The following is a 22,217-nucleotide window of genomic DNA, read 5'->3' as shown; positions in this document are numbered from 1 at the left end:
ACCTAACTATCCAACCTGAGCACTGCAAGGAAGGCTTCTTGTGGAATCTCCACGTTACCGACCTGCTTCATGCGTTTCTTACCGGCCTTTTGCTTTTCCAGCAGCTTTTTCTTACGGCTGACGTCACCACCGTAGCATTTGGCCAATACGTTCTTTCTGAGCGCCTTGACGGTTGTCCGCGCCACAATCTGCCCGCCAATGGCGGCCTGGATTGCCACGTCGAACATCTGCCGCGGAATCAGTTCCTTCATCTTCTCGGTCAACTGGCGACCTTTGTAGTGCGCATTGTCACGGTGCACGATCAACGCCAGGGCGTCGACCTTGTCGCCGTTGATCAGCACGTCCAGTTTCACCAGACTAGCCGATTGGTAACGATCGAAATGGTAATCCAGCGAAGCATAGCCACGGCTGGTGGATTTCAGACGGTCGAAGAAGTCGAGGACCACTTCGTTCATCGGCAAATCGTAGGTCACTTGTACCTGGGTACCGAGGAACAGCATGTCGTGCTGCACGCCACGCTTTTCGATACACAGGGTAATGACGTTACCCAGGTGCTCTTGCGGCACAAGGATATTGGCCCGCACGATCGGCTCACGCATGTCTTCGATCGACGACAGGTCCGGGAGCTTGGACGGGTTATCGACATAGATCGTCTCGCCGGTCTTGAGCAGCAGCTCAAAGATTACCGTCGGCGCCGTGGTGATCAGGTCCAGGTTGTATTCGCGCTCCAGGCGCTCCTGGATGATTTCCATGTGCAGCATGCCGAGGAAGCCGCAACGGAAGCCGAAACCCAGTGCGTCTGAGCTTTCCGGTGTGTATTGCAGCGACGAATCGTTGAGGGTGAGCTTTTGCAGCGCCTCGCGGAAGTCTTCGAAGTCGTCGGAGCTGACCGGGAACAAACCGGCGTACACCTGCGGCTGAATGCGTTTGAAGCCTGGCAGCACATCGACGTCCGGCGTCGAGCTCAAGGTCAGGGTATCGCCCACTGGCGCACCGTGAATGTCCTTGATGCTGGCGATGATGAAGCCCACTTCACCGGCCTTCAGGTCGACGGTAGGGGTGTGTTTCGGATTGAATACACCGACGCTGTCCACCAGGTGGATCTTGCCGGTGGACTTGACGAGGATCTTGTCGCCCTTCTTCACACGACCGTGACGCACGCGAACCAGGGATACAACGCCCAGGTAGTTGTCGAACCAGGAGTCGATGATCAACGCTTGCAGCGGATCTTCGTAGTTGCCGGTCGGCGCGGGAATGGTGTGAACCAGACGTTCGAGCACTTCGTCGACGCCCAGGCCAGTCTTGGCACTGCACTCGACCGCATCGGTGGCATCGATGCCGATGATTTTTTCGATTTCTTCTTTGACGCGGTCCGGATCGGCCTGAGGCAGGTCGATCTTGTTCAGGACCGGCATGACTTCCAGGCCCTGCTCGATCGCCGTGTAGCAGTTGGCAACCGACTGCGCTTCAACGCCCTGACCGGCATCGACCACCAGCAACGCACCTTCACAGGCCGCCAGCGACCGGCTGACTTCGTAGGTGAAGTCGACGTGGCCGGGGGTGTCAATGAAGTTCAGCTGGTACTTGATGCCATCGCGGGCGGTGTAATAAAGGGTGACGCTGTGGGCCTTGATGGTGATCCCGCGTTCACGTTCCAGGTCCATGGAGTCCAGCACCTGGGCTTCCATTTCGCGCTCGGCAAGGCCGCCGCACATCTGGATGAAGCGATCGGCCAGCGTCGACTTGCCATGGTCAATGTGGGCGATGATGGAGAAATTGCGGATATGACTCAAATCACTCACGGATCAACACTCAAAAAGGCTGCAGGCATAGCCCGCCGAAAAATAGCCGGGAATTGTACCTGATCCACGACGCAAGCGTCACGTTCGCAGGTCAGACGGCGCGTACAAAAACGCCCCGGTCTTGCGACAGGGGCGTTTTGAGTGACAAGCCTTTCGGGAATAACCCGCGATCAACCGGCCCGGCGCAACAACCAGACCCCGGCCAGGGCACAGACTCCGGCCGGCACCAGCACCGCAAACAGCGGCGAGAAACCGAATACCAGGCTCGAAGGACCGAGCAAATCCTGGACGATGCGGAAGGTGAAGCCCACCAACACACCAGTAAAGACCCGCTGACCGAGGGTCACCGAACGCAACGGGCCGAAGATGAAGGAAATCGCCATCAGCACCAATGCAGCGGTCACCAGCGGCTGCAACACCTTGACCCAAAACGCCAGCCAGTAACGACCGTTGCTCAGACCCTGGTCAGCCAGGTAGTGGATGTAACTCCACAGACCGGTGATCGACAGTGATTCAGGCGCCATCACCACAGTGCTCAGCAATTGCGGGCTCAGCGCTACCTCCCAACGCTCCACCGGAGTCGTCACCACTTCGGTGTTCTTTTCATGGAACAACGTGGTCGTGACGTCGCTCAGTTGCCAGTGATCCGTGTCGAATTCCGCGCGTTTGGCGAAGCTCGAAGACAGGATGTGGCGCTGATCATCGAAGCGATAACGGGTCACGCCGTACAGCAGACCATTGGGTTGCACGGAGTTGACGTGAATGAACTCGTCACCCTGACGGTGCCACAGACCATGCTTGGCGCTTTGCGCATCGCCACTGCCCTGGGCCAGCGAGCGGTTGGCCTGAGCGGTGACCTCTGTTGCCGGCGCGACGTATTCACCGATCACCAGCCCCACCACCATCAAAAGCAGCATCGGCTTCATGACAGCCCAGACGATCCGCCCGAGCGACACGCCCGCAGCGCGCATGATGGTCAGTTCGCTGTGGCTGGCCAGGCTGCCGAGGCCGATCAGGCAACCGATCAGCGCCGCCATTGGCAACATGTCGTACAGACGGCGCGGCGCAGTCAGCAACACATAGCTCAGGACATCCGCCAACGTGTAGGTATCGCTGACATCGCCCATTTCATCGATGAAGGCAAACAACGTTGCCAGCCCCAGAATGATCCCCAGTACCGCCAGGATCGCCATGAACACGCTGCTACCAATGTAGCGATCGAGCTTATCCACGGGCCACCTCCAGCGCACTGCGGCGACTCGCCATCTTCAAGCGCAACGGCTCCCAGTAGAGCAAGCCCAGGCCGATGGCCAGGAAGATCGCATGCACCCACCACAAGCCCAATGCCGCCGGAATCTTGCCCTTTTCGAGGGCGCCGCGAGCGGCAATCAGGATGGTCAGGTAAGCCATATAAAGAAGAATCGCCGGCAGCAGCTTGAGGAAACGGCCCTGACGCGGGTTGACCCGCGACAGCGGCACCGCCATCAGGGTCACGATGAAGACCAGCAATGGCAGCGACAGACGCCATTGCAATTCGGTGCGCGAGCGGATGTCGTCACTGCCCAACAGGGAGCGGGTGGTCATCGCATCGCGATCGGTGACTTCGTCGCTGACGTCCGGCTTGGGCAGCAATACGCCGTACTCGTCGTATTTGATGGCGCGGTAATCGGCCTGACCCGGATTACCGTCATAGCGATAGCCGTTGTCGAGAATCAGATACCGATTGCCGTCGGGGCGAATTTCCTGACGGCCCTTCTCGGCCACCAATACGGAAATCCCGCGGTCCTTTTTGTCGGAATTCACATTCTTTTGCGAAATGAACACGCCGCCCAGATTGACGCGATCATCCGACAATTGCTCGGTGTAGGTCACCCGGGTACCGTCGCGCAAAGCCTGGAAGCGGCCGGGCTCAAGGGTATCGAATTCCGTCAGTGCGTCCTGCTTGTTCAGCAGCAGCTGGAACTGATTGGCACCTTGTGGCGCCAGGCTCAGGCTCAGCCAAGCCACCACCAGCGCAACCAGCGTGGCCGGAAACAAGGTGATGCGAAACAGTCGCTGCTGGCTCATGCCGGTGGCCGACAGCACGGTCATTTCGCTGTCGAGGTACAGACGACCGTAGGCCAGCAGGATGCCGAGAAACAGCCCCAAAGGCAGGATCAACTGCAGGAAACCTGGCAGACGAAAGCCCATGATCAGGAACAGTGAGCCCGGATCCAGGGCGCCAGAGGCCGCTTGGGCGAGGTACTTGATGAAGCGTCCGCTCATGATGATGACCAGCAGCACGGCGCTGACGGCGCTCAAGGTCAACAGGACTTCGCGGGAAAGATAACGGAAGACAATCAAACCAGACACTCCAGGGTTGTCAGGCTAAGCGGCCAAACAAACAAACGTATCGGTCGGCCCGCAGGGCAGAGCCGCCGAAAAAGATGGCGCATTATCCTGTGATTGGGTGCGCCTGTCACTGCGCACGCTCAAGCAGACACCTGAACCACCGAAGTTCGCACGACCGAGGGTTGTCAGGCGCCGGTAGCGAGGTTCAAACTGCGGCCTTTGTCGCTGGCACTGCACCGGCGTCCTTCTACTTATAAGCAAGCTTCTGCGCGTCGCGCACTTTGACCATTAATTCAGGGACCCAGACATGGAACTGGTTGTAAAAAGCGTTAGCCCGGAAACGTTGAAGACCGCCACGCTGGTGGTCGCCGTCGGCGAAGGCCGCAAACTCGGCGCCGTTGCCAAACAACTCGACGAGCTGAGCGGTGGCACCATCAGTGCCGTGCTCAAGCGCGGCGACCTGGCCGGCAAAGTCGGCCAGAGCCTGTTGCTGCACAGCCTGCCTAACCTCAAGGCCGAGCGCGTGCTGCTGGTGGGCGTGGGCAAAGATGAAGAGCTGGGCGATCGCCCGTTCCGCAAAATCATCGCCGGCATCCTCAACACCCTCAAAGGCCTGGGCGGCAGCGATGCAGTACTGGCCCTGGACGAAGTCGTGGTCAAAGGCCGCGACAGCTATGGCAAGAACCGCCTGCTGGCCGAGACCCTGGTAGATGGCGAGTACACCTTCGACCAGTTCAAGAGCCAGAAAGCCGACCCGCTCGCCCTGAAGAAAGTCACCCTGGTGACCATCAAGGCCGCACAGGCTGAAGTCGAACGCGCCGTGGCCCATGCCACCGCGATCGCCAATGGCATGGCCTTCACCCGTAACCTGGGCAACCTGCCGCCAAACATCTGCCACCCGACGTTCCTGGGCGAGCAAGCCAAGAACCTGGGCAAAGAATTCAAGAGCCTGAAAGTCGAAGTCCTCGATGAGAAGAAGATCAAGGACCTGGGCATGGGCTCGTTCTACGCCGTCGGCCAGGGCAGCGCCCAGCCGCCGCGCCTGATCGTCATGCAATACAACGGCGGCAAGAAATCCGAGAAGCCGTACGCACTGGTCGGTAAAGGCATCACCTTCGACACCGGCGGCATCAGCCTCAAGCCGGGCGCCGGCATGGATGAAATGAAGTACGACATGGGCGGCGCCGCCAGCGTGTTCGGTACCTTGCGTGCCGTGCTTGAGCTGAAACTGCCGATCAACCTGGTGTGCATCCTGGCCTGCGCCGAGAACATGCCGAGCGGCAACGCTTCGCGTCCGGGCGACATCGTCACCACCATGAGCGGCCAGACCGTGGAAATCCTCAACACCGACGCCGAAGGCCGTCTGGTGCTGTGCGATGCCCTGACCTACTCCGAACGCTTCAAGCCGCAAGCGGTGATCGACATCGCCACCCTGACCGGCGCGTGTGTCGTCGCACTGGGTTCCCACACCTCGGGCCTGCTGGGCAACAACGACGAGCTGATCGGCCAACTGCTGAGCGCAGGCCAATCCGCCGACGACCGCGCCTGGCAACTGCCGCTGTTCGATGAATATCAAGAGCAGCTGGACAGCCCGTTCGCCGACATCGCCAACATTGGCGGCCCGAAAGCCGGCACCATCACCGCTGCCTGCTTCCTGTCGCGCTTCACCAAGAACCTGAACTGGGCGCACCTGGACATCGCCGGCACGGCCTGGACCAGCGGCGGCAAGGACAAGGGCGCCACTGGCCGTCCGGTCCCCCTGCTGACCCAATACCTGCTGGACCGCGCCAAAGCCTGAAACCGATGACCCCGAGCGGTGCCGCCTACCAGTGGCGCCGCCCGGGGCTCAGGAACCGCAATGACCAAAGTCGACTTCTATATCCTGCCCAGCGCCGATCCTTCGGCACGGCTGGATTTCGCCTGCAAGCTCACCGAAAAAGCCTGGCGCATGGGCCATCGCATTTACCTGCACTGCAGCGATGCTGCCCAGCGTGATGAGCTCGATGCGCGTTTGTGGGCCTTCAAGGGCGAAAGCTTCGTACCCCACGGTCCCGCCGAAAGCGAGCCGGAGGGTTTGATTGTCCTGGGTCTTGGTGATGACTGCGGTCAGCATCAGGATCTGCTGGTCAATCTCGACCTGAAAGTCCCGGTATTTGCCAAACAGTTCGCCCGCGTGGCGGAAGTGGTGGTGGAAGATCCGACGATTCGTACGGCTGCGCGGGAGAGTTTCCGTTTCTACCGCGAACAGGGCTATCCTCTGCAAGATCACCGTTTACAGCGACTCTGAGCATTCCGATGGACACTCCAAAACCGCAGCAAAATTCCGCGCATCTGCTGGATGACCTCGAGTCGATCCGCCAATTGCTCGGCGATGACAACCTGCAACCGCCCTTGCTGACCGACACGGTCATTGAAGGTGATCAGGAACAGATCCCCATGCTGTTCGACACTGTCGGCAATGCGCCGCAACCAGTCGAAACGACACCGCCACCCGCCCCAGCCGCGCAACCGTCGCCTGCCGCCAGCAAAGGCCCCGACGCCCTGCTGCACCTGGACAGCGAACTGCGCGCCGCCGCGCTGCTGATCATGCAAGACGTGATCGACGATTTCGCCCCGCACATCGAAACCGAAATCAAACGTCGGCTGGATGCGCGGATGGAGCGGTTGTTGAGTCAGTACGAGTAAATACCAACCCCCTGTGGGAGCGAGCCTGCTCGCGATAGCATCTCTTCGGTTTCCTGATAGACCGCGGCGCCTGCATCGCGAGCAGGCTCGCTCCCACATTTGATCTGCGCTGTAATTGATCAAGCGCCCTGTCCGCACCTGCTCGCCCTACGCCCCACGCCCCGCTATACTTGCCGGCTTTTCCTGAATAAATGCCAATAGGGTCCCGCCGCGCATGGATAAGACCTACCAGCCGCACGCCATTGAAACTTCCTGGTACAACACCTGGGAGTCCGAGAACTACTTCGCCCCGCAAGGCGCGGGCGAGTCCTACACCATCATGATCCCGCCGCCGAACGTCACCGGCAGCCTGCACATGGGTCACGGCTTCAACAACGCGATCATGGACGCCCTGATCCGTTTCCGCCGCATGCAGGGTCGCAACACCCTGTGGCAGCCAGGCACCGACCACGCCGGTATCGCCACGCAAATGCTGGTGGAGCGCCAACTCGAAGCCCAAGGCCAGAATCGCCATGATCTGGGCCGCGAAAAATTCCTCGAGAAAGTCTGGGAGTGGAAGGATCAGTCCGGCGGCAACATCAGCCGTCAGATCCGTCGTCTCGGCTCGTCCGTGGACTGGAGCCGTGAGCGCTTCACCATGGATGACGGCCTCTCGGAAGCGGTTAAAGAAGCGTTCGTGCGCCTGCACGAAGACGGCCTGATCTACCGCGGCAAGCGTCTGGTCAACTGGGACACCAAGCTGCACACGGCGATTTCCGATCTCGAAGTGGAAAACCACGACGAGAAAGGTTTCCTGTGGAACCTGAAGTACCCGCTGGCCGACGGTGCCAAAACCGCTGAAGGCAACGACTACCTGATCGTCGCGACCACTCGTCCGGAAACCATGCTCGGCGACGCCGCCGTGGCCGTTAACCCGAACGATGAGCGCTACAAAGCCCTGATCGGCAAATTTGTCGAGCTGCCGCTGGTCGGCCGCCGCATCCCGATCATCGCCGACGATTACTGCGACCCTGAATTCGGCACCGGTTGCGTGAAAATCACCCCGGCCCACGACTTCAACGACTACGAAGTCGGCAAGCGCCACAACCTGCCGCTGCTGAACATCTTCGACAAGAATGCTGACGTGCTGCCCGCGGCCCAGGTGTTCAACCTCGACGGCAGCGTCAACGAGCAAATCGACGGCACGCTGCCCGCCGAATACGTCGGCCTCAACCGCTTCCAGGCCCGCAAGGAAATCGTGGCCGCCTTCGAAGCCGCCGGCCTGCTGGTCAGCGTCGACGATCACGCCCTGAAAGTGCCGAAAGGCGACCGCTCCGGCACCATCATCGAGCCGTGGTTGACCGACCAGTGGTACGTCTCCACCAAGCCATTGGCCGAGCCGGCCATCGCTGCGGTTGAAGACGGCCGCATTCAGTTCGTGCCAAAACAATACGAAAACATGTACTTCTCGTGGATGCGCGACATCCAGGATTGGTGCATCAGCCGTCAGTTGTGGTGGGGCCATCGGATTCCGGCCTGGTACGACGAGTCGGGCAAGGTCTATGTCGGTCGCGACGAAGCCGAAGTACGCGCCAAGAACAACCTTGGCCCGGACGTTGCGCTGCAACAGGACAACGACGTTCTGGATACCTGGTTCAGTTCGGGCCTGTGGACTTTCTCCACGCTCGGCTGGCCGGAGCAGACCGAATTCCTGAAGAAATTCCACTCCACCGACGTGCTGGTGACCGGTTTCGACATCATTTTCTTCTGGGTTGCCCGGATGATCATGCTCACCATGCACTTGGTGAAAAACGAAGACGGCACGCCGCAGGTTCCGTTCAAGACTGTTTATGTGCACGGCCTGGTGCGTGATGGCCAGGGCCAGAAGATGTCCAAGTCCAAGGGCAACGTCCTTGACCCGCTGGACATCATCGATGGTATCGAGCTCGAAGACCTGGTGCAGAAACGCACTTCCGGCATGATGCAGCCGAAACTGGCGAAGAAGATCGAGAAGCAGACCCGCGACGAGTTCGCCGACGGCATCGCCAGCTATGGCACCGACGCCCTGCGCTTCACGTTCTGCTCGCTGGCGTCCACCGGTCGCGACATCAAGTTCGACATGGGCCGCGTCGAAGGCTACCGCAACTTCTGTAACAAGATCTGGAACGCTGCACGCTACGTGCTGGACAAGGGCGAAGATTGCGGTCAGAACGGCGAAGCCTACGAGCTGTCCCTGGCAGATCGCTGGATCATTTCGCAGTTGCAACGCACCGAAGCCGAAGTGACTCGTCAACTCGATCAGTTCCGTTTCGATCTGGCTGCACAAGCCTTGTACGAGTTCATCTGGAACCAGTATTGCGACTGGTACCTGGAACTGTCCAAGCCTGTGCTGTGGGACGAAAATGCACCGGTCGAACGTCAGCGCGGCACCCGCCGTACTCTGGTTCGAGTGCTGGAAGTCGCGTTGCGCCTGGCGCACCCGTTCATGCCGTTCATCACCGAAGAAATCTGGCAGCGCGTCGCGCCGCTGGCCGGTATCGAAGGCAAGACGATCATGCTGCAACCTTGGCCAGTGGCCAACGAAGCACGTATCGATCAGGGCGCCGAGGACGACATCGAATGGCTCAAGGGCCTGATGCTCGGCACGCGTAACATCCGTGGCGAAATGAACATTGGTCCAGGCAAGCCGCTGAACCTGTTCCTGAAAAACGTCAGCGCCGAAGATCAGCGCCGCCTCACCGAGAACGAAGCGCTGCTGAAGAAGCTGGCGCGTCTGGAATCGATCACCGTTCTGAAAGCCGGCGAAGAAGCACCGCTGTCCGCCACCGCACTGGTCGGCGAGATGGAAGTGCTGGTGCCAATGGCCGGCCTGATCGACAAGGACGCCGAACTGGCTCGTCTGGACAAGGAAATCCTGCGTTTGCAGGGCGAAGTTCAGCGCGTCGGCGGCAAGCTGTCCAACGCCGGTTTCGTTGATAAGGCCCCGGCCGAAGTCATCGAGAAGGAACGCGCCAAACTGGCTGAAGCCGAACAGGCTTTGGGCAAGCTGGCCGAGCAGCATGCGCGGATTGCCAGTTTGTAACGGCAAGTCGCAATGAAAAAGGGAGGCCCGCAGCGGCCTCCCTTTTTTATGCCCATCACTTTTCCCCTACACCACAAATCCCTTGTGGGAGCGAGCCTGCTCGCGATGAGGCCATACCATTCAACATTGATGTTGCCTGTTTCGCCGCCATCGCGAGCAGGCTCGCTCCCACAGGGGGGATTGCGCTGTTTGTCACAATTGGGTTCATAACGGCTGGATGTGGGACAATACCCGCCACTTTTAGCCATACCCGAATCGACAACGCCCATGAACGCCCCCCGCACACCAAGACCTGCGCGCAAGAAGCCTGACTCCGCTACCCCGGCCAAAGCCGTGGAACCCCGCGAGAAGGCCAGCCTGCACCCGCGCAATCGCCATCAGGGTCGTTACGACTTCCCGGCGCTGATCAAAACCACGCCGGAGCTGGCGAAGTTCGTGATCATCAATCCGTATGGCAAGGAAAGCATCGACTTCGCCAGCCCGGACGCGGTTCGGGTGTTCAACCGGGCGCTGCTCAAGTCGTTCTACGGCATCGCCCATTGGGACATCCCGGCCGATTACCTGTGCCCACCGGTGCCGGGCCGTGCTGACTACGTGCACTTCCTGGCTGACCTGCTGGCCAGCGTCAACGACGGTGAAATACCTCGCGGTGCGCCGGTCAAGGTGCTCGATATCGGCATGGGTGCTAACTGCGTCTATCCGCTGATCGGCTACAGCGACTATCGCTGGCACTTCCTCGGCTCGGAAATCGACCCGACGGCCGTTGCCGCCGCCAAAGCCATCGTGCAATCCAACGGGCTGAACAAAGCCATCCAGCTGCGCCAGCAAAGCAATCCCAAGCACATTCTGTTGGGCCTGCTCGAACCCGGCGAACGCTTCGACCTGACCATGTGCAACCCGCCGTTCCACGCCTCGATGGATGAGGCAACCAAGGGCAGCGAGCGTAAATGGCGCGCCCTGGGCCGCGCCGACCCGAAACGCAAACTGCCGGTGCTGAACTTTGGTGGTCAATCGGCCGAACTGTGGTGTGAAGGTGGCGAAGCACGATTTGTGACGCAACTGATCGCCGAGAGTGCGCATTTTCAACACAAAGTGCTTTGGTTCAGCACCCTGGTCTCGAAAGCCTCAAACCTGCCTGCGATCCAGACGGCACTGAAAAAGGCCGGTGTATTGGAAAGCCAGGTCGTGGAAATGTCTCAGGGGCAGAAGCAAAGCCGCTTTGTCGCCTGGACGTTCCAGACTAAAAGCGAGCAGCAGGTCTGGCGTGAACGCTGGGCGCGCAAAAGCTGATTTACTGACCGACGTAAATCAACTGTGGGAGCGGCGGTGCGACGATTCGACTTGCTCGCGAAGGCGGTGTGTCAGTCGACTTCAATGGTGACTGACACACCGCCTTCGCGAGCAAGCCCGCTCCCACATTGGTTTAGCGGTGTTTGTGGTAAATCGCACGCACAAAAAAACCGTGCCCGGATTGCTCCGGAGCACGGTTTTTTCTAACAAGTCTTACTTGTTAACAGCGTCGGTCAGGCCTTTGGCCACAACCAGCTTGATAACTTTCTTGGCAGCGATTTCGATGGCAGCGCCAGTCGAAGGGTTGCGGCCGGTACGGGCAGGACGCTCAGTCACTTTCAGCTTGCCGATACCTGGCAGGGTGATTTCGCCGCCGTTTTCCAGCTGATCAGCAACGATTTGGCCCAGTTGGTCCAGAGCGTTACGCGCGGTGGTTTTTGGCGCGTCGATAGCTTCAGCGATGTCGGCGATCAGTTGGTCTTTAGTAAGAGCCATTGTAGTGTTCCTTCCCTATCAAATTCATATGGATTGCAGAGTGCAGTGTCAGCCATCGAGCCCGATCTTCTGGATCTGGCACCCTCGGCATAACCTCGACGAGTCGGGGTTATAGATACCGAAATCAGGGTTTGGTTCGACCTGACAAATGCTGAATGCACGCTTAACGCAGTGACTTCGCGTAAGACCGGGCAAAACTAGCACAGAGACGGGGAAATATCCGCCTCTAGCTACCCATTTGGTCAGCTTTATTGCTCTAAATCGTGAAAAAGCTGCATAAGGGCCGTCGGGCAGCTTCGAATTGACCTTCGTACCGCGCCAAAACCAGTGGTTGCGGTACACTGGGCGCTTTTTCGGGGGAGCACGCCCTCCTCTCTTCAATCAGCCGAGAAGCCCATGCCGATCCGTCATTGCATCGTCCACCTGATCGACAAAAAACCCGACGGCACACCTGCAGTTCTTCATGCCCGCGATTCCGAACTGGCCGAGTCCAGCGCCATTGAGTACATGCTTGCCGACCTCAACGAGAGCTACAACGCCAAACAAGGCAAGGCCTGGGGTTTCTTCCATGCCGAGTCCGGGGCGCATCCGTTCAGCGGCTGGCTGAAGGAATACCTCGACGGCGGTAAGGACTTCACAGCCTTCAGCCGGGTGGCAGTGGAACATCTGCAAAAGCTGATGGAAGAGTCGAACCTCTCTGTGGGCGGCCACGTGCTGTTTGCTCATTACCAGCAAGGCATGACCGATTACCTCGCCATCGCCCTGCTGCACCACAGTGAAGGCGTGGCAGTGACCGATCAGCTGGACGTGACCCCTTCGCGACACCTGGACCTTGGTCAGTTGCACCTGGCAGCGCGGATCAACGTCTCCGAGTGGCAGAACAACAAGCAATCCAAGCAATACATCTCGTTCATCAAAGGCAAGAATGGCAAAAAGGTTTCGGAGTACTTCCGCGACTTCATCGGCTGCCAGGAAGGCGTCGACGGCCCCGGCGAAACCCGCACCCTGCTCAAGGCCTTCAGTGACTTCGTCGAAAGCGAAGACCTGCCGGAAGAATCCGCACGCGAGAAGACCAAAACCCTGGTGGACTACGCCAGCAGCCAGGCAAAAATGGGCGAGCCCATGGGCCTGGAAGAACTGTCCGGGCTGATCGACGAAGAACGCCCGAAAGCTTTTTACGATCACATCCGCAACAAGGACTACGGCCTGTCGCCCGAGATCCCTGCGGATAAACGCACCCTGAACCAGTTCCGCCGCTTCACCGGCCGCGCCGAGGGCTTGTCCATCAGCTTCGAAGCGCATCTGCTGGGCTCGAAGATCGAATACGACGAAGAAGCCGGTACGCTGATCATTAAAGGCCTGCCGACCCAATTGACTGATCAGCTCAAGCGACGCAACTGATGCTCGGCGGCGTATTGAAGAAATGCCTGCTGATCTTGCTGGTGGTCGTGGTTTACCAGAACCGGGGCAAGATCGAGCGGGTGTTTCACCCTTCGCAGGTGGTGTCCGAGCAGACCCAGGCCAAGGCCAACGTTGTGCTCTACGCCACCGATTGGTGCGGCTACTGCAAGCTGACCCGACGCTTTCTCGACCAGAAGGGCATTCCATACAAGGAATTCGATATCGAGAAGGATGCCCAAGCGCGTAAAGCCTACGAGGCGCTGGGAGGACGCGGAATTCCGCTGATCGATGTGAACGGCACGTTGATACGCGGGTATGACCCGGACAAGGTTCTTGCGGCGCTGGAATAACCATCAGCTTCACACAATCCTTGTGGCGAGGGAGCTTGCTCCCGCTGGACTGCGTAGCAGGCCCAACTATCTTGTGAGCGCTGCGCACTCAAGCGGGAGCAAGCTCCCTCGCCACAGGTCGAAACCAACCCAATCATCCGCGATGTCAGGTTACTGCGCTTCGATACGAAACCCGAACCGCGGAAAGTGCACATGCACGACGCCAGCCCGCTCGTCTTCGCGACGCAGAATGAGCTCCTCGCTACCCGTAAACAACAACTCACCCGCCACCGGATCAACACCGTAATCAGTCGCGGCGATCACCACCTGCTGGCCAACCTCGAACCCGTTCGGCTCATCGAACGGCTCATCCGGCAACGCGGCTGGCGTGGCGTTGCGCGCGACCTCAAGCGCTTCCTCAGAAGTCATCTCGCTGAACGCACCATGACCAAACCCCATCACCCGACCAAACCATGCCGACACGGCCGGATAAGCATCCACCAACGGTGACGTCACGTGCGTCGCCTTGAGAAACCACAACGGGTGAGCCAGGGCAAAGTCGGCAATCGATGGCTCGCCAAACAGGAAGTCGCCCTGTTCGCGCTGAAGCTGCTGCTCCAGACGCGCCATGATCGTTGGCCACTGATGCCGAGCCTGTTCGGCGGACAACCGCGTAGCGCTGCCACCGCTGAACAAGCCGGCGCGATCGGCCAGGAACCCCTTGATCGCTTCCGGTGACAATTTACCGAAGCGCACCGCCACCGACGCCGGCTGGAACACCAGACTGACCGCATGCTGGAACACCACCGAATCGGCCCACGCCGCGAAGGTGGCGGTGATCATTTCCTGGCCTTCCGGAAAAAACGCCGGCAAGGCTTTTTCCTGCTCCAGACGACGAGCCATCAACGCGGTGTCGCAATAAATATCAGCGCCAATCTGCAACACCGGCGTCTTGCGGTAGCCGCCGGTCAGCGCCGTCAAATCGGGCTTGGGCATCACTGGCGAGATGTTCACCGAGCGCCAGGACAGCCCCTTGAAGCCTAGCAGCAAGCGGGCCTTTTCGGCGAAAGGGGACGTCGGGTAGTGATGAAGAATCAACTCGGACATGCTCGGCTCCGCCGCTCGGATAAGGAGCCCGCAGCTTAGCGCGCAATCCACAAGCAGCCTACCCATCTGCCTGATGGGCGCTTATCAGTCAGATTGATAAGCCCGCAGCCGCGCTCGCCACCAGACATTCCTTGGCGCTTTTCTTGAGTTTTTTAATCAATCGTTCCTGGCGCAGTGCTTCGCTTTTGTCGCGACAGACTTCGGTGTACACCAGCGCCACGGCCGGGCTGGACAGGAAGAAGCGCGCACCTTTGCCACTTTGGTGGGTGGCGAAGCGGCGCACGGGATCGTCGCTGATCCCGCAGTAGAGCGAACCATTGGCCGCGCGAACGAGGTAGACGAACCAGGGTTTGCTGACGGGCAGCGGCGGTTCGGCGGCAATGACGGAAGACTCGCTTGAGGTGTTCACGTGACGATCAAGGCTTGTAGGAAACAAGCCGCGATCTTATCAGCGACTGGCCTGGAATGCCTTCAGGCCCTTCAAGGCCTGAGCACGAACGGCATTGCTTACCACCGGTGTCCAGCCCAACAACAGCCCTTTGAAACCCAGCGCCTGACGCGACCAGCGCCACAGATCAAAGCTGTCGTGATGCTCGCAGATCTTGCCGTCACGAAACACGAAACGCGCCTGGATGTCGTTGACCACGGTATTACCAGTCTGACTGAACAGGTAGGTCGCCACCCAATGGGCACCGCCGGTGCGTTCATCGCTACGCACGTTATCGAAGGTCAGGGAGAAGTCCTTGGCCCGGGTGGTGAGCATGCGCCACATGTCGCCGGCATCGCGCCCGCGCAGTTCGCCAAACGCCGGATCGCTGAACACCACGTCGTCAGTGTAGCAGGCGCTCATGGCCTCGGCATCGAGCCGCTGGAAGGCTTGGTAGAACCGGGTGATCAAGGCGTTGTGGGCATCACTCATGGGCAGGCTCCGGTGAATAGGCAGATTGCCAGCACGATAATCTGCAAGCGGACGAAACACCATCAGCATTCGCACTCCGAATACCGACAGTGTGTGCAAATCAGATCTTTTCGCTTTCGACCTGAACGTACAGCGAACGCCCGGCACCGAGGCCGGCGATGATCGCGCCGAGGCCGATAACGCCGAAGATCCAGCCCACGGCAGTCCAGCCGCCGGTCCAGTCATGCACCACGCCGACCGCGAACGGCCCCATGGACGCCAGGGTGTAACCGAAACCCTGGGCCATGCTCGACAGGTTGGCCGCGACATGGGCATCCCGCGAGCGCAACACGATCAGGGTCAACGCCAGGCTGAACGTGGCGCCCTGCCCCAACCCCAGCAGGATCGCCCAGCCCCACAGGCCATCGATCGGTGCATAGAGGCAACCGAACAAACCGCCGAGGGTCATTGCCATGACGATCACGATCGCCGGCCGCTGATCCTTGCCCCGGGTCGCCAGCCAGGGTGCTGCCAGCGAGCTGATCAACTGGACAATCACCGAACCCGACAACACCAGACCGGCCTGAGTTGGCGTCAGACCGCGGCCGATCAGAATCGACGGCAGCCAGCCAAACACGATGTAGGCCAAAGACGATTGCAGGCCCATGTACAAGGTCACTTGCCAGGCCAACGGATCACGCAACAGCCCTCGGACCCGATAGGCAACATTGTGCGCGCCGTGTTTCTGACCGACTTGCGGCAGCCAGAAAATCGCCGCGACCAACGCTGGAACCACCCAGAAACCAAGACCCAAGGCCCAGCTTTTGTCGAAATGCTCGCTCAACGGCACCGTCGCCCCAGCCGCCATGGCCGCGCCCAGGCACAGGGCCATGGTGTAGACGCCGGTCATGGTGCCGGCTTGTTTCGGGAAATCGCGTTTAACAATGCCAGGCAGCAGCACGCCGATCACCCCGATACTGGCGCCGGCCATCACGCTACCGGCGAACAGGCCGATCTCGCCGAACGAACTGCGCAACATGATCCCGCCAGCCAGCATCAGAAGAATCCCCAACACCACCCGTTCGGCACCAAAACGTCGCGCCAGCACTGGCGCCAAGGGGGCGAACAGACCGAGGCAAAGTACCGGCAAGGTCGTCAGCAACCCGGCCTGGGCAGCCGAGAGCCCCAGCGTCTTCGAGATCTCGCTGAGCATCGGCGCCATGCTCGACAACGCCGGACGCAGGTTCAGCGCCACCAGAATCAGGCCGAGCAAAAGCAGCCATGGCCGCTGAAGGACCGGGTGAGTTTGCTGAACCTGTTCGTCATCGGCCTCGGCGTCGATCAACAGCTCTTCGAGCTCCGCCGTACGCTTGAGCTCAGTGATGCGGCTGTTGCTGGCCTGCTGGGTAGACATGGGGTTCTCGGTTTCAAGGTTCATTGATCAACTGCCTCGACAAGGCTTTTGCCCGTTCCGGGTCGCGTTGCTCGACGGCCTCGAGCAGTTCGACATGAAGGTCGAACACCGCTTGGCGTCGAGGTGAGATGTTCAAGGTCTGGCGCAAGTGCGCGCCGACGATGCTGGAGAAATAGCGATACAGCTCGCTGAGTGTCGGGTTGTGCGCCGCATCCACCAGTCGACGGTGAAACACCAGATCGCAGGCGATGTAGGTGTCGAGATCGCCGTGGTAGTGACTGCCGCTGACGCCCAGCGCTTCACGCAACGCCACCAGGTCTTCGTCGGTCCGACGCAACGCAGCCAGGCCGATGGCTTCGACTTCCAGAATGTGCCGGGTTTCCCGAGCCTGTTCCTGAGTGCAACGGGACAGCGCCTTCATGGTGTCCAGCGGATCAACCACCGCCCGCAAATAGCTACCGTCGCCCTGGCGAATCTCGATCAACCCGGAAAACGCCAGTACACGCATGGCTTCGCGCACAGTGTTGCGGCTGATGCCCAGCTCAGTCGCCAGTTCCGGCTCGGTAGGCAAGCGCTGGCCGACCGTCCAGATGCCTTGGTTAATGCGCAGGCGTAACTGATCCAGGGCCTGATCGACCAGGGATCGTTTAATTAACGGAGAAATGTCTGACATAGGATTCACCCTTTCATCCAATCATAGGATGAATTTTCTGACATGTTAGTCAGCTTCATGTAGGACGGCAACCGCCTACGGTCAGAGAGAGGGAATGGAGCGGGATTTTCGATTGGTCAAAATTACCCTTTAAGGGTAATTTCAGGGATAGGGTTCACGGTTTCTTATGGAAAAGAACACACCCCACTATGCCTTGTCAGTCGTCAAGGATGAGGTCAGAAGACAAGGAGCCAAAGCGTTTACTCAAGTCGCATTGAGGTCCGGCAAGCGCATGGGATTGAACCTGCGAAATATGGAGTTAGTCATTTGCTCGCTGGAACGCCGGATGCTCTATAAGTCGATGACGTGCTACACCGATCACCGAAGCTGGCAGGACGTTTACCACACTACATTTCAGGAAATGGAGCTCTACATCAAAGTGACCTACTGCCCCAAAGGTGGGCCCCCGGTGATCTCTTTCAAGGAGCGGAACGTATGAATACGCGGCAATGCATGAGTTGTGGCACTCAACACGCCATGCAACATTTCGAAGGTCGCAGCCTCAGTGTCGACTACAAGAACGTATCACGCTGGGTGCACGATATTGCAGGCTGGGAGTGCAAGGTCTGCGGTGAAATCATTTTCGATAATGATACTGACAGCGCCGAGCGCTACTCCGACGCTGGCGATAAACTGCTCGAAGACTGCTTTCAAATCATGGGCACCGAGATGAAGCGTATCCGCCGCAAAATGCATCTCACGCAGAAGGAAGCAGTGAAGTTGCTTTCCGGCGCTGGTCACAATGCGTTCTCACGATACGAGCGCGGCGAACTTCCCCCACCTCAAGCTTTGTTCACGCTAATGCGCCTGTTGGATCGTCATCCGCATTTACTTGCTGAAATACAAGCAATGAACGAAGGCACTGACTTGAGGCGATTGCTCGCTGCACGATTCCCGGAACAGGAAACAACACTGGCGTCCTGACCTCGAAATCCGGACAAAAATAAACCCGGAACACTGTCCGGGTTTATTTCACTGCCAAGCGCCAATCAATGCAGGATCTGGCTCAAAAACAGCTTCGTGCGCTCATTCTGAGGATTGTCGAAGAAGTCGTTCGGCGCAGCCTGTTCGACGATTTCACCCTTGTCCATGAAAATCACGCGGTTGGCCACGGTACGGGCGAAGCCCATTTCGTGGGTTACGCAAAGCATGGTCATGCCGTCTTCGGCCAAGCCGATCATGGTGTCCAGAACTTCTTTCACCATCTCTGGGTCGAGTGCCGAAGTCGGTTCGTCGAACAGCATGATTTTTGGTTTCATGCACAGGGCACGGGCAATCGCCACACGCTGTTGCTGACCACCAGACAGTTGCCCCGGGTATTTATGCGCCTGCTCCGGAATGCGTACGCGCTCCAGGTAATGCATGGCGATCTCTTCGGCCTTGCGCTTGGGCATCTTGCGTACCCACATCGGTGCCAGGGTGCAGTTCTGCAGGATGGTCAGGTGCGGGAACAGGTTGAAGTGCTGGAACACCATGCCGACTTCACGGCGGATCGCTTCGATCTGCTTGAGGTCGTTGGTCAGCTCCACGCCATCGACCACGATGCGGCCCTGCTGGTGTTCTTCCAGACGATTGAGGCAACGGATGGTGGTGGATTTGCCGGAACCCGACGGGCCGCACAAAACGATACGCTCGCCTTGCTTGACGTTCAGGTTGATGTCTTTCAACACGTGGAACTGGCCGTACCACTTGTTCACGCCCTGCATCTGAATAATGCCTTCAGGGCTCACAGGCTTTTTGATTGCTTCGCTCATTACAGAACTCCTAACGCTTGTGGCCAGTGTCGAGCTTGCGTTCCAGATGCATGGAATAGCGCGACATACCAAAACAGAAAATCCAGAACACCAGGGCCGCGAACACATAGCCTTCAGTGGCCATGCCCAGCCATTTCGGGTCGGCGGCGGCTTGCTTGACGCTGTTGAGCAGGTCGAACAGGCCGATGATGATCACCAGGCTCGTGTCCTTGAACAGCGCAATGAAAGTGTTGACGATGCCAGGGATCACCAGCTTCAAGGCTTGCGGCAGAATCACCAGGCCCATGCTGCGCCAGTAACCGAGGCCCATTGCTGCAGCCGCTTCGTACTGACCTTTGGGGATCGCTTGCAGACCGCCGCGCACCACTTCAGCGATGTAGGCCGACTGGAACAGGATCACGCCGATGAGCGCGCGCAGCAGTTTGTCGAAGTTCATGCCTTCGGGCAGGAACAACGGCAACATCACCGAAGACATGAACAGCACCGTGATCAACGGCACGCCGCGCCAGAATTCGATGAAGGTCACGCAGACCACGCGAATCGCCGGCATGTTCGAACGCCGGCCCAGGGCCAGAACGATACCCAGCGGCAGTGCGCCGACGATACCGACGGTGGCGATCACCAGAGTCAGCATCAAGCCGCCCCATTGGCTGGTCGCCACTTCGGTCAGACCGAACCATCCACCGTGCAACAAGACGTAGGAAATGATCGGATAGAGCACCAGAAAGCTCAGGCCGTAGATTGCCTTGTGTGGAACGCGTGCGATGAACAACGGCGCCACGCCAATCACCGCCAGCCACACGGTCAGGTCTACGCGCCAGCGCAGGTCTGTCGGGTAGTAACCGTACATGAACTGGCCGAAGCGCTGCTGGATGAACACCCAGCAGGCGCCCTCCTTGGTGCAATCGGCGCGAGTGGTGCCGACCCAGTTGGCATCGAGAATCGCCCAGCTCACGACAGGCGGAACTATCAGGTAAATCAGATAGAACGCGAACAGCGTCAGCAGGGTGTTGATCCAGCTGGAGAACATGTGCGCCCGCATCCACGCCACGATACCGATGCTACTGCTCGGTGGTGGCATGTCGGGTTTGAAAGTATGAGTCGTCATGCGCTCTTCCTTACCGCTCGATCAGCGCAATGCGCTTGTTGTACCAGTTCATCAGCAGGGAAATGCTGATACTGATCGCCAGGTACACGCTCATGGTGATGGCAATGACTTCGATAGCCTGCCCGGTCTGGTTCAGCACCGTACCGGCAAACAACGACACCATCTCCGGATAACCGATACCGGCCGCCAGCGAGGAGTTTTTCGCCAGGTTCAGGTATTGGCTGGTCAGCGGTGGAATGATCACGCGCAGGGCTTGCGGGATGATCACCTTGCGCAGGGTCGGACCGTTGCGCAGTCCCAACGAGTGGGCCGCTTCGGTCTGGCCGTGGCTGACCGACTTGATGCCCGAACGCACGATCTCGGCGATAAACGCCGCGGTGTACACCGTCAAGGCCAGGGTCAGCGCCAGCAGTTCCGGGATCAGCACCCAGCCACCGACGAAGTTGAAGCCCTTGAGCTCCGGCATTTCCCAGTGCAGTGGCGCGCCGAAGATCAAGGCACACAGCGCCGGGATCACCAGAAACATCGCCAGGCCGACCCAGAACTTGTGGAACGGTACGCCGGTCGCTTCGAAACGCTTGTTGGCCCAGCGGCACATCAGCACGATGGCCACGATGGCCACGACGATGCTCGCCACAAACGGCCAGAAACCGTCCGCTGCCAACGCTGCGGGCATGTTCAGGCCGCGGCTGCTGACGAAAAAGGTGTCGCCGAAGTTATGGCTGTTGCGTGGCCCCGGCATGGTCAGGAACACCGCGAAGTACCAGAACAGGATTTGCAGCAGCGGCGGAATGTTACGGAAGACCTCTACATACACCGTCGCCAGCTTGGCAATGATCCAGTTCTTCGACAGCCGTGCCACACCGACGATGAAACCGAGGATCGTCGCCAGGATTACACCGATAAAGGTGACCAGCAGGGTGTTGAGCAGACCGATGACGAACACACGGGCATAACTGTCCGATTCGGTGTAGTCGATCAGGTGCTGAGCGATGCCGAAACCGGCACTGCGCTCAAGAAAGTCGAAACCCGAGGTAATGCCCCGGTGCTGAAGGTTGGTTTGCGTGTTGTCGAACAGGTACCAACCCATCCCGACCACGGCGACAACCGTGATGATCTGAAACAGCCACGCACGCACTCGTGGATCGCTGAGGCTGAGCCTCTGCTTAGGTGCGCCGATTGAATTTTGCATGAAGTGCCCCGGAAATAATGGAACAGAACATCACCCGGTGGTTGGCCCACCGGGTGATAGAACCATCAGCGCACTGGTGGTGCGTATTGAATGCCGCCAGCGTTCCACAGCGCATTCAGGCCGCGGTCGATTTGCAGCGGAGTATCCTTGCCGAGGTTGCGCTCGAACATCTCGCCGTAGTTGCCGACTTGCTTGACGATCTTCACGACCCAGTCTTTCGGCAGTTTCAGGTCTTTACCGTATTCACCGTCAGCGCCCAGCATACGAGCGACGTCAGGGTTCTTGGTGGACTTGGCTTCGGCTTCGACGTTCTTCGAAGTCACGCCTGCTTCTTCAGCATTGAGCAGGGCGTAGCCAGTCCAACGCACGATGGCCAGCCACTCGTCGTCGCCGTTACGCACGACCGGGCCCAGGGGCTCCTTGGAAATGGTTTCCGGCAGAACCACGTAGTCCTTCGGCGAAGCCAGCTTGCTGCGCTGGGCGAACAGCTGGGACTTGTCGGAGGTCAGCACGTCGCAACGACCGGATTCCAGCGACTTGGCGCCGGCCTGGCGCAGCGCTTTGAGCAAGGTGTTGGCATCCAGGCCCGGCACCGTATGGCCGTTGCCTTCGGTGGTGTTCGCGGCCAGCAGGGCGTT

At 59.3% G+C, this 22,217-nt stretch carries 21 protein-coding genes and 1 pseudogene; 9 read left to right on the top strand and 13 right to left on the bottom strand.

The window, feature by feature from the left end:
• Nucleotides 1-2 precede the first annotated feature (2 nt).
• From lepA to lptF, 3 genes are all read right to left on the bottom strand, one after another.
• Nucleotides 3-1,802 (bottom strand): translation elongation factor 4, encoded by a 1,800-nt coding sequence (gene lepA, locus ACQKPC_RS26730; RefSeq protein WP_007905525.1) that lies wholly within the window; start codon nucleotides 1,800-1,802, stop codon nucleotides 3-5.
• Between the two features lie 170 nt (nucleotides 1,803-1,972).
• Nucleotides 1,973-3,034 (bottom strand): LPS export ABC transporter permease LptG, encoded by a 1,062-nt coding sequence (gene lptG / locus ACQKPC_RS26725; RefSeq protein WP_063341463.1) that lies wholly within the window; start codon nucleotides 3,032-3,034, stop codon nucleotides 1,973-1,975.
• Complete coding sequence (lptF, locus tag ACQKPC_RS26720; RefSeq protein WP_063341464.1) at nucleotides 3,027-4,145, bottom strand: LPS export ABC transporter permease LptF; 1,119 nt, start codon at nucleotides 4,143-4,145, stop codon at nucleotides 3,027-3,029. The genes lptG and lptF overlap by 8 nt, the downstream gene beginning before the upstream one ends.
• Nucleotides 4,146-4,440: 295 nt before the next feature.
• Here lptF and ACQKPC_RS26715 point away from each other — a divergent pair, with 295 nt between their 5' ends.
• The 5 genes from ACQKPC_RS26715 (at nucleotide 4,441) to rlmF (ending at nucleotide 11,169) form a co-directional block, all read left to right on the top strand.
• Nucleotides 4,441-5,931, top strand: coding sequence for a leucyl aminopeptidase (locus ACQKPC_RS26715; protein WP_401177043.1), 1,491 nt, complete (start codon nucleotides 4,441-4,443; stop codon nucleotides 5,929-5,931).
• Nucleotides 5,932-5,991: 60 nt separating this feature from the next.
• Nucleotides 5,992-6,420: a DNA polymerase III subunit chi gene (locus tag ACQKPC_RS26710; protein WP_427627520.1), complete on the top strand. Its 429-nt coding sequence runs from the start codon at nucleotides 5,992-5,994 to the stop codon at nucleotides 6,418-6,420.
• 8 nt (nucleotides 6,421-6,428) lie between these two features.
• On the top strand, nucleotides 6,429-6,818 hold the full coding sequence (locus ACQKPC_RS26705; protein WP_008072054.1) for a hypothetical protein: 390 nt from the start codon (nucleotides 6,429-6,431) through the stop codon (nucleotides 6,816-6,818).
• 214 nt (nucleotides 6,819-7,032) lie between these two features.
• Entirely contained in the window at nucleotides 7,033-9,879 is a 2,847-nt protein-coding gene (locus tag ACQKPC_RS26700; protein ID WP_427627518.1) for a valine--tRNA ligase, read from the top strand.
• 267 nt (nucleotides 9,880-10,146) lie between these two features.
• Nucleotides 10,147-11,169: a 23S rRNA (adenine(1618)-N(6))-methyltransferase RlmF gene (gene rlmF, locus ACQKPC_RS26695; protein ID WP_007905515.1), complete on the top strand. Its 1,023-nt coding sequence runs from the start codon at nucleotides 10,147-10,149 to the stop codon at nucleotides 11,167-11,169.
• 213 nt (nucleotides 11,170-11,382) lie between these two features.
• Here rlmF and ACQKPC_RS26690 read toward each other — a convergent pair whose 3' ends face one another.
• Nucleotides 11,383-11,664, bottom strand: a complete 282-nt coding sequence (locus ACQKPC_RS26690; RefSeq protein ID WP_007905514.1) for an HU family DNA-binding protein — start codon at nucleotides 11,662-11,664, stop codon at nucleotides 11,383-11,385.
• A gap of 396 nt (nucleotides 11,665-12,060) precedes the next feature.
• Here ACQKPC_RS26690 and yejK point away from each other — a divergent pair, with 396 nt between their 5' ends.
• Together yejK and ACQKPC_RS26680 are read left to right on the top strand one after the other, a co-directional pair.
• Nucleotides 12,061-13,065, top strand: coding sequence for a nucleoid-associated protein YejK (gene yejK / locus ACQKPC_RS26685; protein WP_007905511.1), 1,005 nt, complete (start codon nucleotides 12,061-12,063; stop codon nucleotides 13,063-13,065).
• Nucleotides 13,065-13,415: a glutaredoxin family protein gene (locus tag ACQKPC_RS26680; protein WP_427627515.1), complete on the top strand. Its 351-nt coding sequence runs from the start codon at nucleotides 13,065-13,067 to the stop codon at nucleotides 13,413-13,415. The genes yejK and ACQKPC_RS26680 overlap by 1 nt, the downstream gene beginning before the upstream one ends.
• Before the next feature lie 150 nt (nucleotides 13,416-13,565).
• Here ACQKPC_RS26680 and ACQKPC_RS26675 read toward each other — a convergent pair whose 3' ends face one another.
• From ACQKPC_RS26675 to ACQKPC_RS26655, 5 genes are all read right to left on the bottom strand, one after another.
• Nucleotides 13,566-14,501, bottom strand: a complete 936-nt coding sequence (locus tag ACQKPC_RS26675; RefSeq protein ID WP_427627513.1) for a glutathione S-transferase family protein — start codon at nucleotides 14,499-14,501, stop codon at nucleotides 13,566-13,568.
• A gap of 88 nt (nucleotides 14,502-14,589) precedes the next feature.
• On the bottom strand, nucleotides 14,590-14,910 hold the full coding sequence (locus ACQKPC_RS26670) for a GIY-YIG nuclease family protein (RefSeq protein WP_007905504.1): 321 nt from the start codon (nucleotides 14,908-14,910) through the stop codon (nucleotides 14,590-14,592).
• Nucleotides 14,911-14,949: 39 nt separating this feature from the next.
• On the bottom strand, nucleotides 14,950-15,420 hold the full coding sequence (locus ACQKPC_RS26665) for a nuclear transport factor 2 family protein (protein WP_427627511.1): 471 nt from the start codon (nucleotides 15,418-15,420) through the stop codon (nucleotides 14,950-14,952).
• Between the two features lie 100 nt (nucleotides 15,421-15,520).
• Nucleotides 15,521-16,837 carry a CynX/NimT family MFS transporter gene (locus tag ACQKPC_RS26660; RefSeq protein ID WP_427627509.1) on the bottom strand — a complete coding sequence of 439 codons (1,317 nt, stop codon included), beginning with the start codon at nucleotides 16,835-16,837 and terminating at the stop codon, nucleotides 15,521-15,523.
• Nucleotides 16,827-17,486: a FadR/GntR family transcriptional regulator gene (locus tag ACQKPC_RS26655; RefSeq protein ID WP_427627507.1), complete on the bottom strand. Its 660-nt coding sequence runs from the start codon at nucleotides 17,484-17,486 to the stop codon at nucleotides 16,827-16,829. The genes ACQKPC_RS26660 and ACQKPC_RS26655 overlap by 11 nt, the downstream gene beginning before the upstream one ends.
• A gap of 166 nt (nucleotides 17,487-17,652) precedes the next feature.
• Here ACQKPC_RS26655 and ACQKPC_RS26650 point away from each other — a divergent pair, with 166 nt between their 5' ends.
• Together ACQKPC_RS26650 and ACQKPC_RS26645 are read left to right on the top strand one after the other, a co-directional pair.
• Nucleotides 17,653-17,964 (top strand): type II toxin-antitoxin system MqsR family toxin, encoded by a 312-nt coding sequence (locus ACQKPC_RS26650; RefSeq protein ID WP_427627505.1) that lies wholly within the window; start codon nucleotides 17,653-17,655, stop codon nucleotides 17,962-17,964.
• Nucleotides 17,961-18,449 (top strand): type II toxin-antitoxin system MqsA family antitoxin, encoded by a 489-nt coding sequence (locus tag ACQKPC_RS26645; RefSeq protein WP_218398935.1) that lies wholly within the window; start codon nucleotides 17,961-17,963, stop codon nucleotides 18,447-18,449. The genes ACQKPC_RS26650 and ACQKPC_RS26645 overlap by 4 nt, the downstream gene beginning before the upstream one ends.
• Nucleotides 18,450-18,514: 65 nt before the next feature.
• Here ACQKPC_RS26645 and ACQKPC_RS26640 read toward each other — a convergent pair whose 3' ends face one another.
• The 4 genes and pseudogenes from ACQKPC_RS26640 to ACQKPC_RS26625 form a co-directional block, all read right to left on the bottom strand.
• Complete coding sequence (locus ACQKPC_RS26640) at nucleotides 18,515-19,279, bottom strand: amino acid ABC transporter ATP-binding protein (protein ID WP_007905492.1); 765 nt, start codon at nucleotides 19,277-19,279, stop codon at nucleotides 18,515-18,517.
• A 10-nt stretch (nucleotides 19,280-19,289) separates the two neighbouring features.
• Nucleotides 19,290-20,387 carry an amino acid ABC transporter permease gene (locus ACQKPC_RS26635; protein ID WP_007905491.1) on the bottom strand — a complete coding sequence of 366 codons (1,098 nt, stop codon included), beginning with the start codon at nucleotides 20,385-20,387 and terminating at the stop codon, nucleotides 19,290-19,292.
• A 10-nt stretch (nucleotides 20,388-20,397) separates the two neighbouring features.
• Nucleotides 20,398-21,579, bottom strand: coding sequence for an amino acid ABC transporter permease (locus tag ACQKPC_RS26630; RefSeq protein WP_427627502.1), 1,182 nt, complete (start codon nucleotides 21,577-21,579; stop codon nucleotides 20,398-20,400).
• A gap of 65 nt (nucleotides 21,580-21,644) precedes the next feature.
• Nucleotides 21,645-22,217, bottom strand: a pseudogene (locus tag ACQKPC_RS26625) (hypothetical protein); the annotation flags it as partial.

The sequence above is a fragment of the Pseudomonas sp. NPDC089918 genome, assembly GCF_050280605.1.
Taxonomy (GTDB): Bacteria; Pseudomonadota; Gammaproteobacteria; order Pseudomonadales; family Pseudomonadaceae; genus Aquipseudomonas.
This window is presented reverse-complemented; position numbering and strand designations above follow the sequence as displayed.

Bases quoted from the DNA above. Each gene is read 5' to 3' on its own strand.
- ACQKPC_RS26705 (WP_008072054.1), top strand. From the start codon at position 6,429: ATGGACACTCCAAAACCGCAGCAAAATTCCGCGCATCTGCTGGATGAC.
- ACQKPC_RS26680 (WP_427627515.1), top strand. From the start codon at position 13,065: ATGCTCGGCGGCGTATTGAAGAAATGCCTGCTGATCTTGCTGGTGGTC.
- ACQKPC_RS26630 (WP_427627502.1), bottom strand. From the start codon at position 21,579: ATGCAAAATTCAATCGGCGCACCTAAGCAGAGGCTCAGCCTCAGCGAT.
- yejK (WP_007905511.1), top strand. From the start codon at position 12,061: ATGCCGATCCGTCATTGCATCGTCCACCTGATCGACAAAAAACCCGAC.
- ACQKPC_RS26650 (WP_427627505.1), top strand. From the start codon at position 17,653: ATGGAAAAGAACACACCCCACTATGCCTTGTCAGTCGTCAAGGATGAG.
- ACQKPC_RS26710 (WP_427627520.1), top strand. From the start codon at position 5,992: ATGACCAAAGTCGACTTCTATATCCTGCCCAGCGCCGATCCTTCGGCA.
- ACQKPC_RS26645 (WP_218398935.1), top strand. From the start codon at position 17,961: ATGAATACGCGGCAATGCATGAGTTGTGGCACTCAACACGCCATGCAA.
- ACQKPC_RS26700 (WP_427627518.1), top strand. From the start codon at position 7,033: ATGGATAAGACCTACCAGCCGCACGCCATTGAAACTTCCTGGTACAAC.
- ACQKPC_RS26655 (WP_427627507.1), bottom strand. From the start codon at position 17,486: ATGTCAGACATTTCTCCGTTAATTAAACGATCCCTGGTCGATCAGGCC.
- ACQKPC_RS26660 (WP_427627509.1), bottom strand. From the start codon at position 16,837: ATGAACCTTGAAACCGAGAACCCCATGTCTACCCAGCAGGCCAGCAAC.
- ACQKPC_RS26640 (WP_007905492.1), bottom strand. From the start codon at position 19,279: ATGAGCGAAGCAATCAAAAAGCCTGTGAGCCCTGAAGGCATTATTCAG.
- ACQKPC_RS26715 (WP_401177043.1), top strand. From the start codon at position 4,441: ATGGAACTGGTTGTAAAAAGCGTTAGCCCGGAAACGTTGAAGACCGCC.
- ACQKPC_RS26665 (WP_427627511.1), bottom strand. From the start codon at position 15,420: ATGAGTGATGCCCACAACGCCTTGATCACCCGGTTCTACCAAGCCTTC.
- ACQKPC_RS26635 (WP_007905491.1), bottom strand. From the start codon at position 20,387: ATGACGACTCATACTTTCAAACCCGACATGCCACCACCGAGCAGTAGC.
- ACQKPC_RS26690 (WP_007905514.1), bottom strand. From the start codon at position 11,664: ATGGCTCTTACTAAAGACCAACTGATCGCCGACATCGCTGAAGCTATC.
- ACQKPC_RS26675 (WP_427627513.1), bottom strand. From the start codon at position 14,501: ATGTCCGAGTTGATTCTTCATCACTACCCGACGTCCCCTTTCGCCGAA.
- rlmF (WP_007905515.1), top strand. From the start codon at position 10,147: ATGAACGCCCCCCGCACACCAAGACCTGCGCGCAAGAAGCCTGACTCC.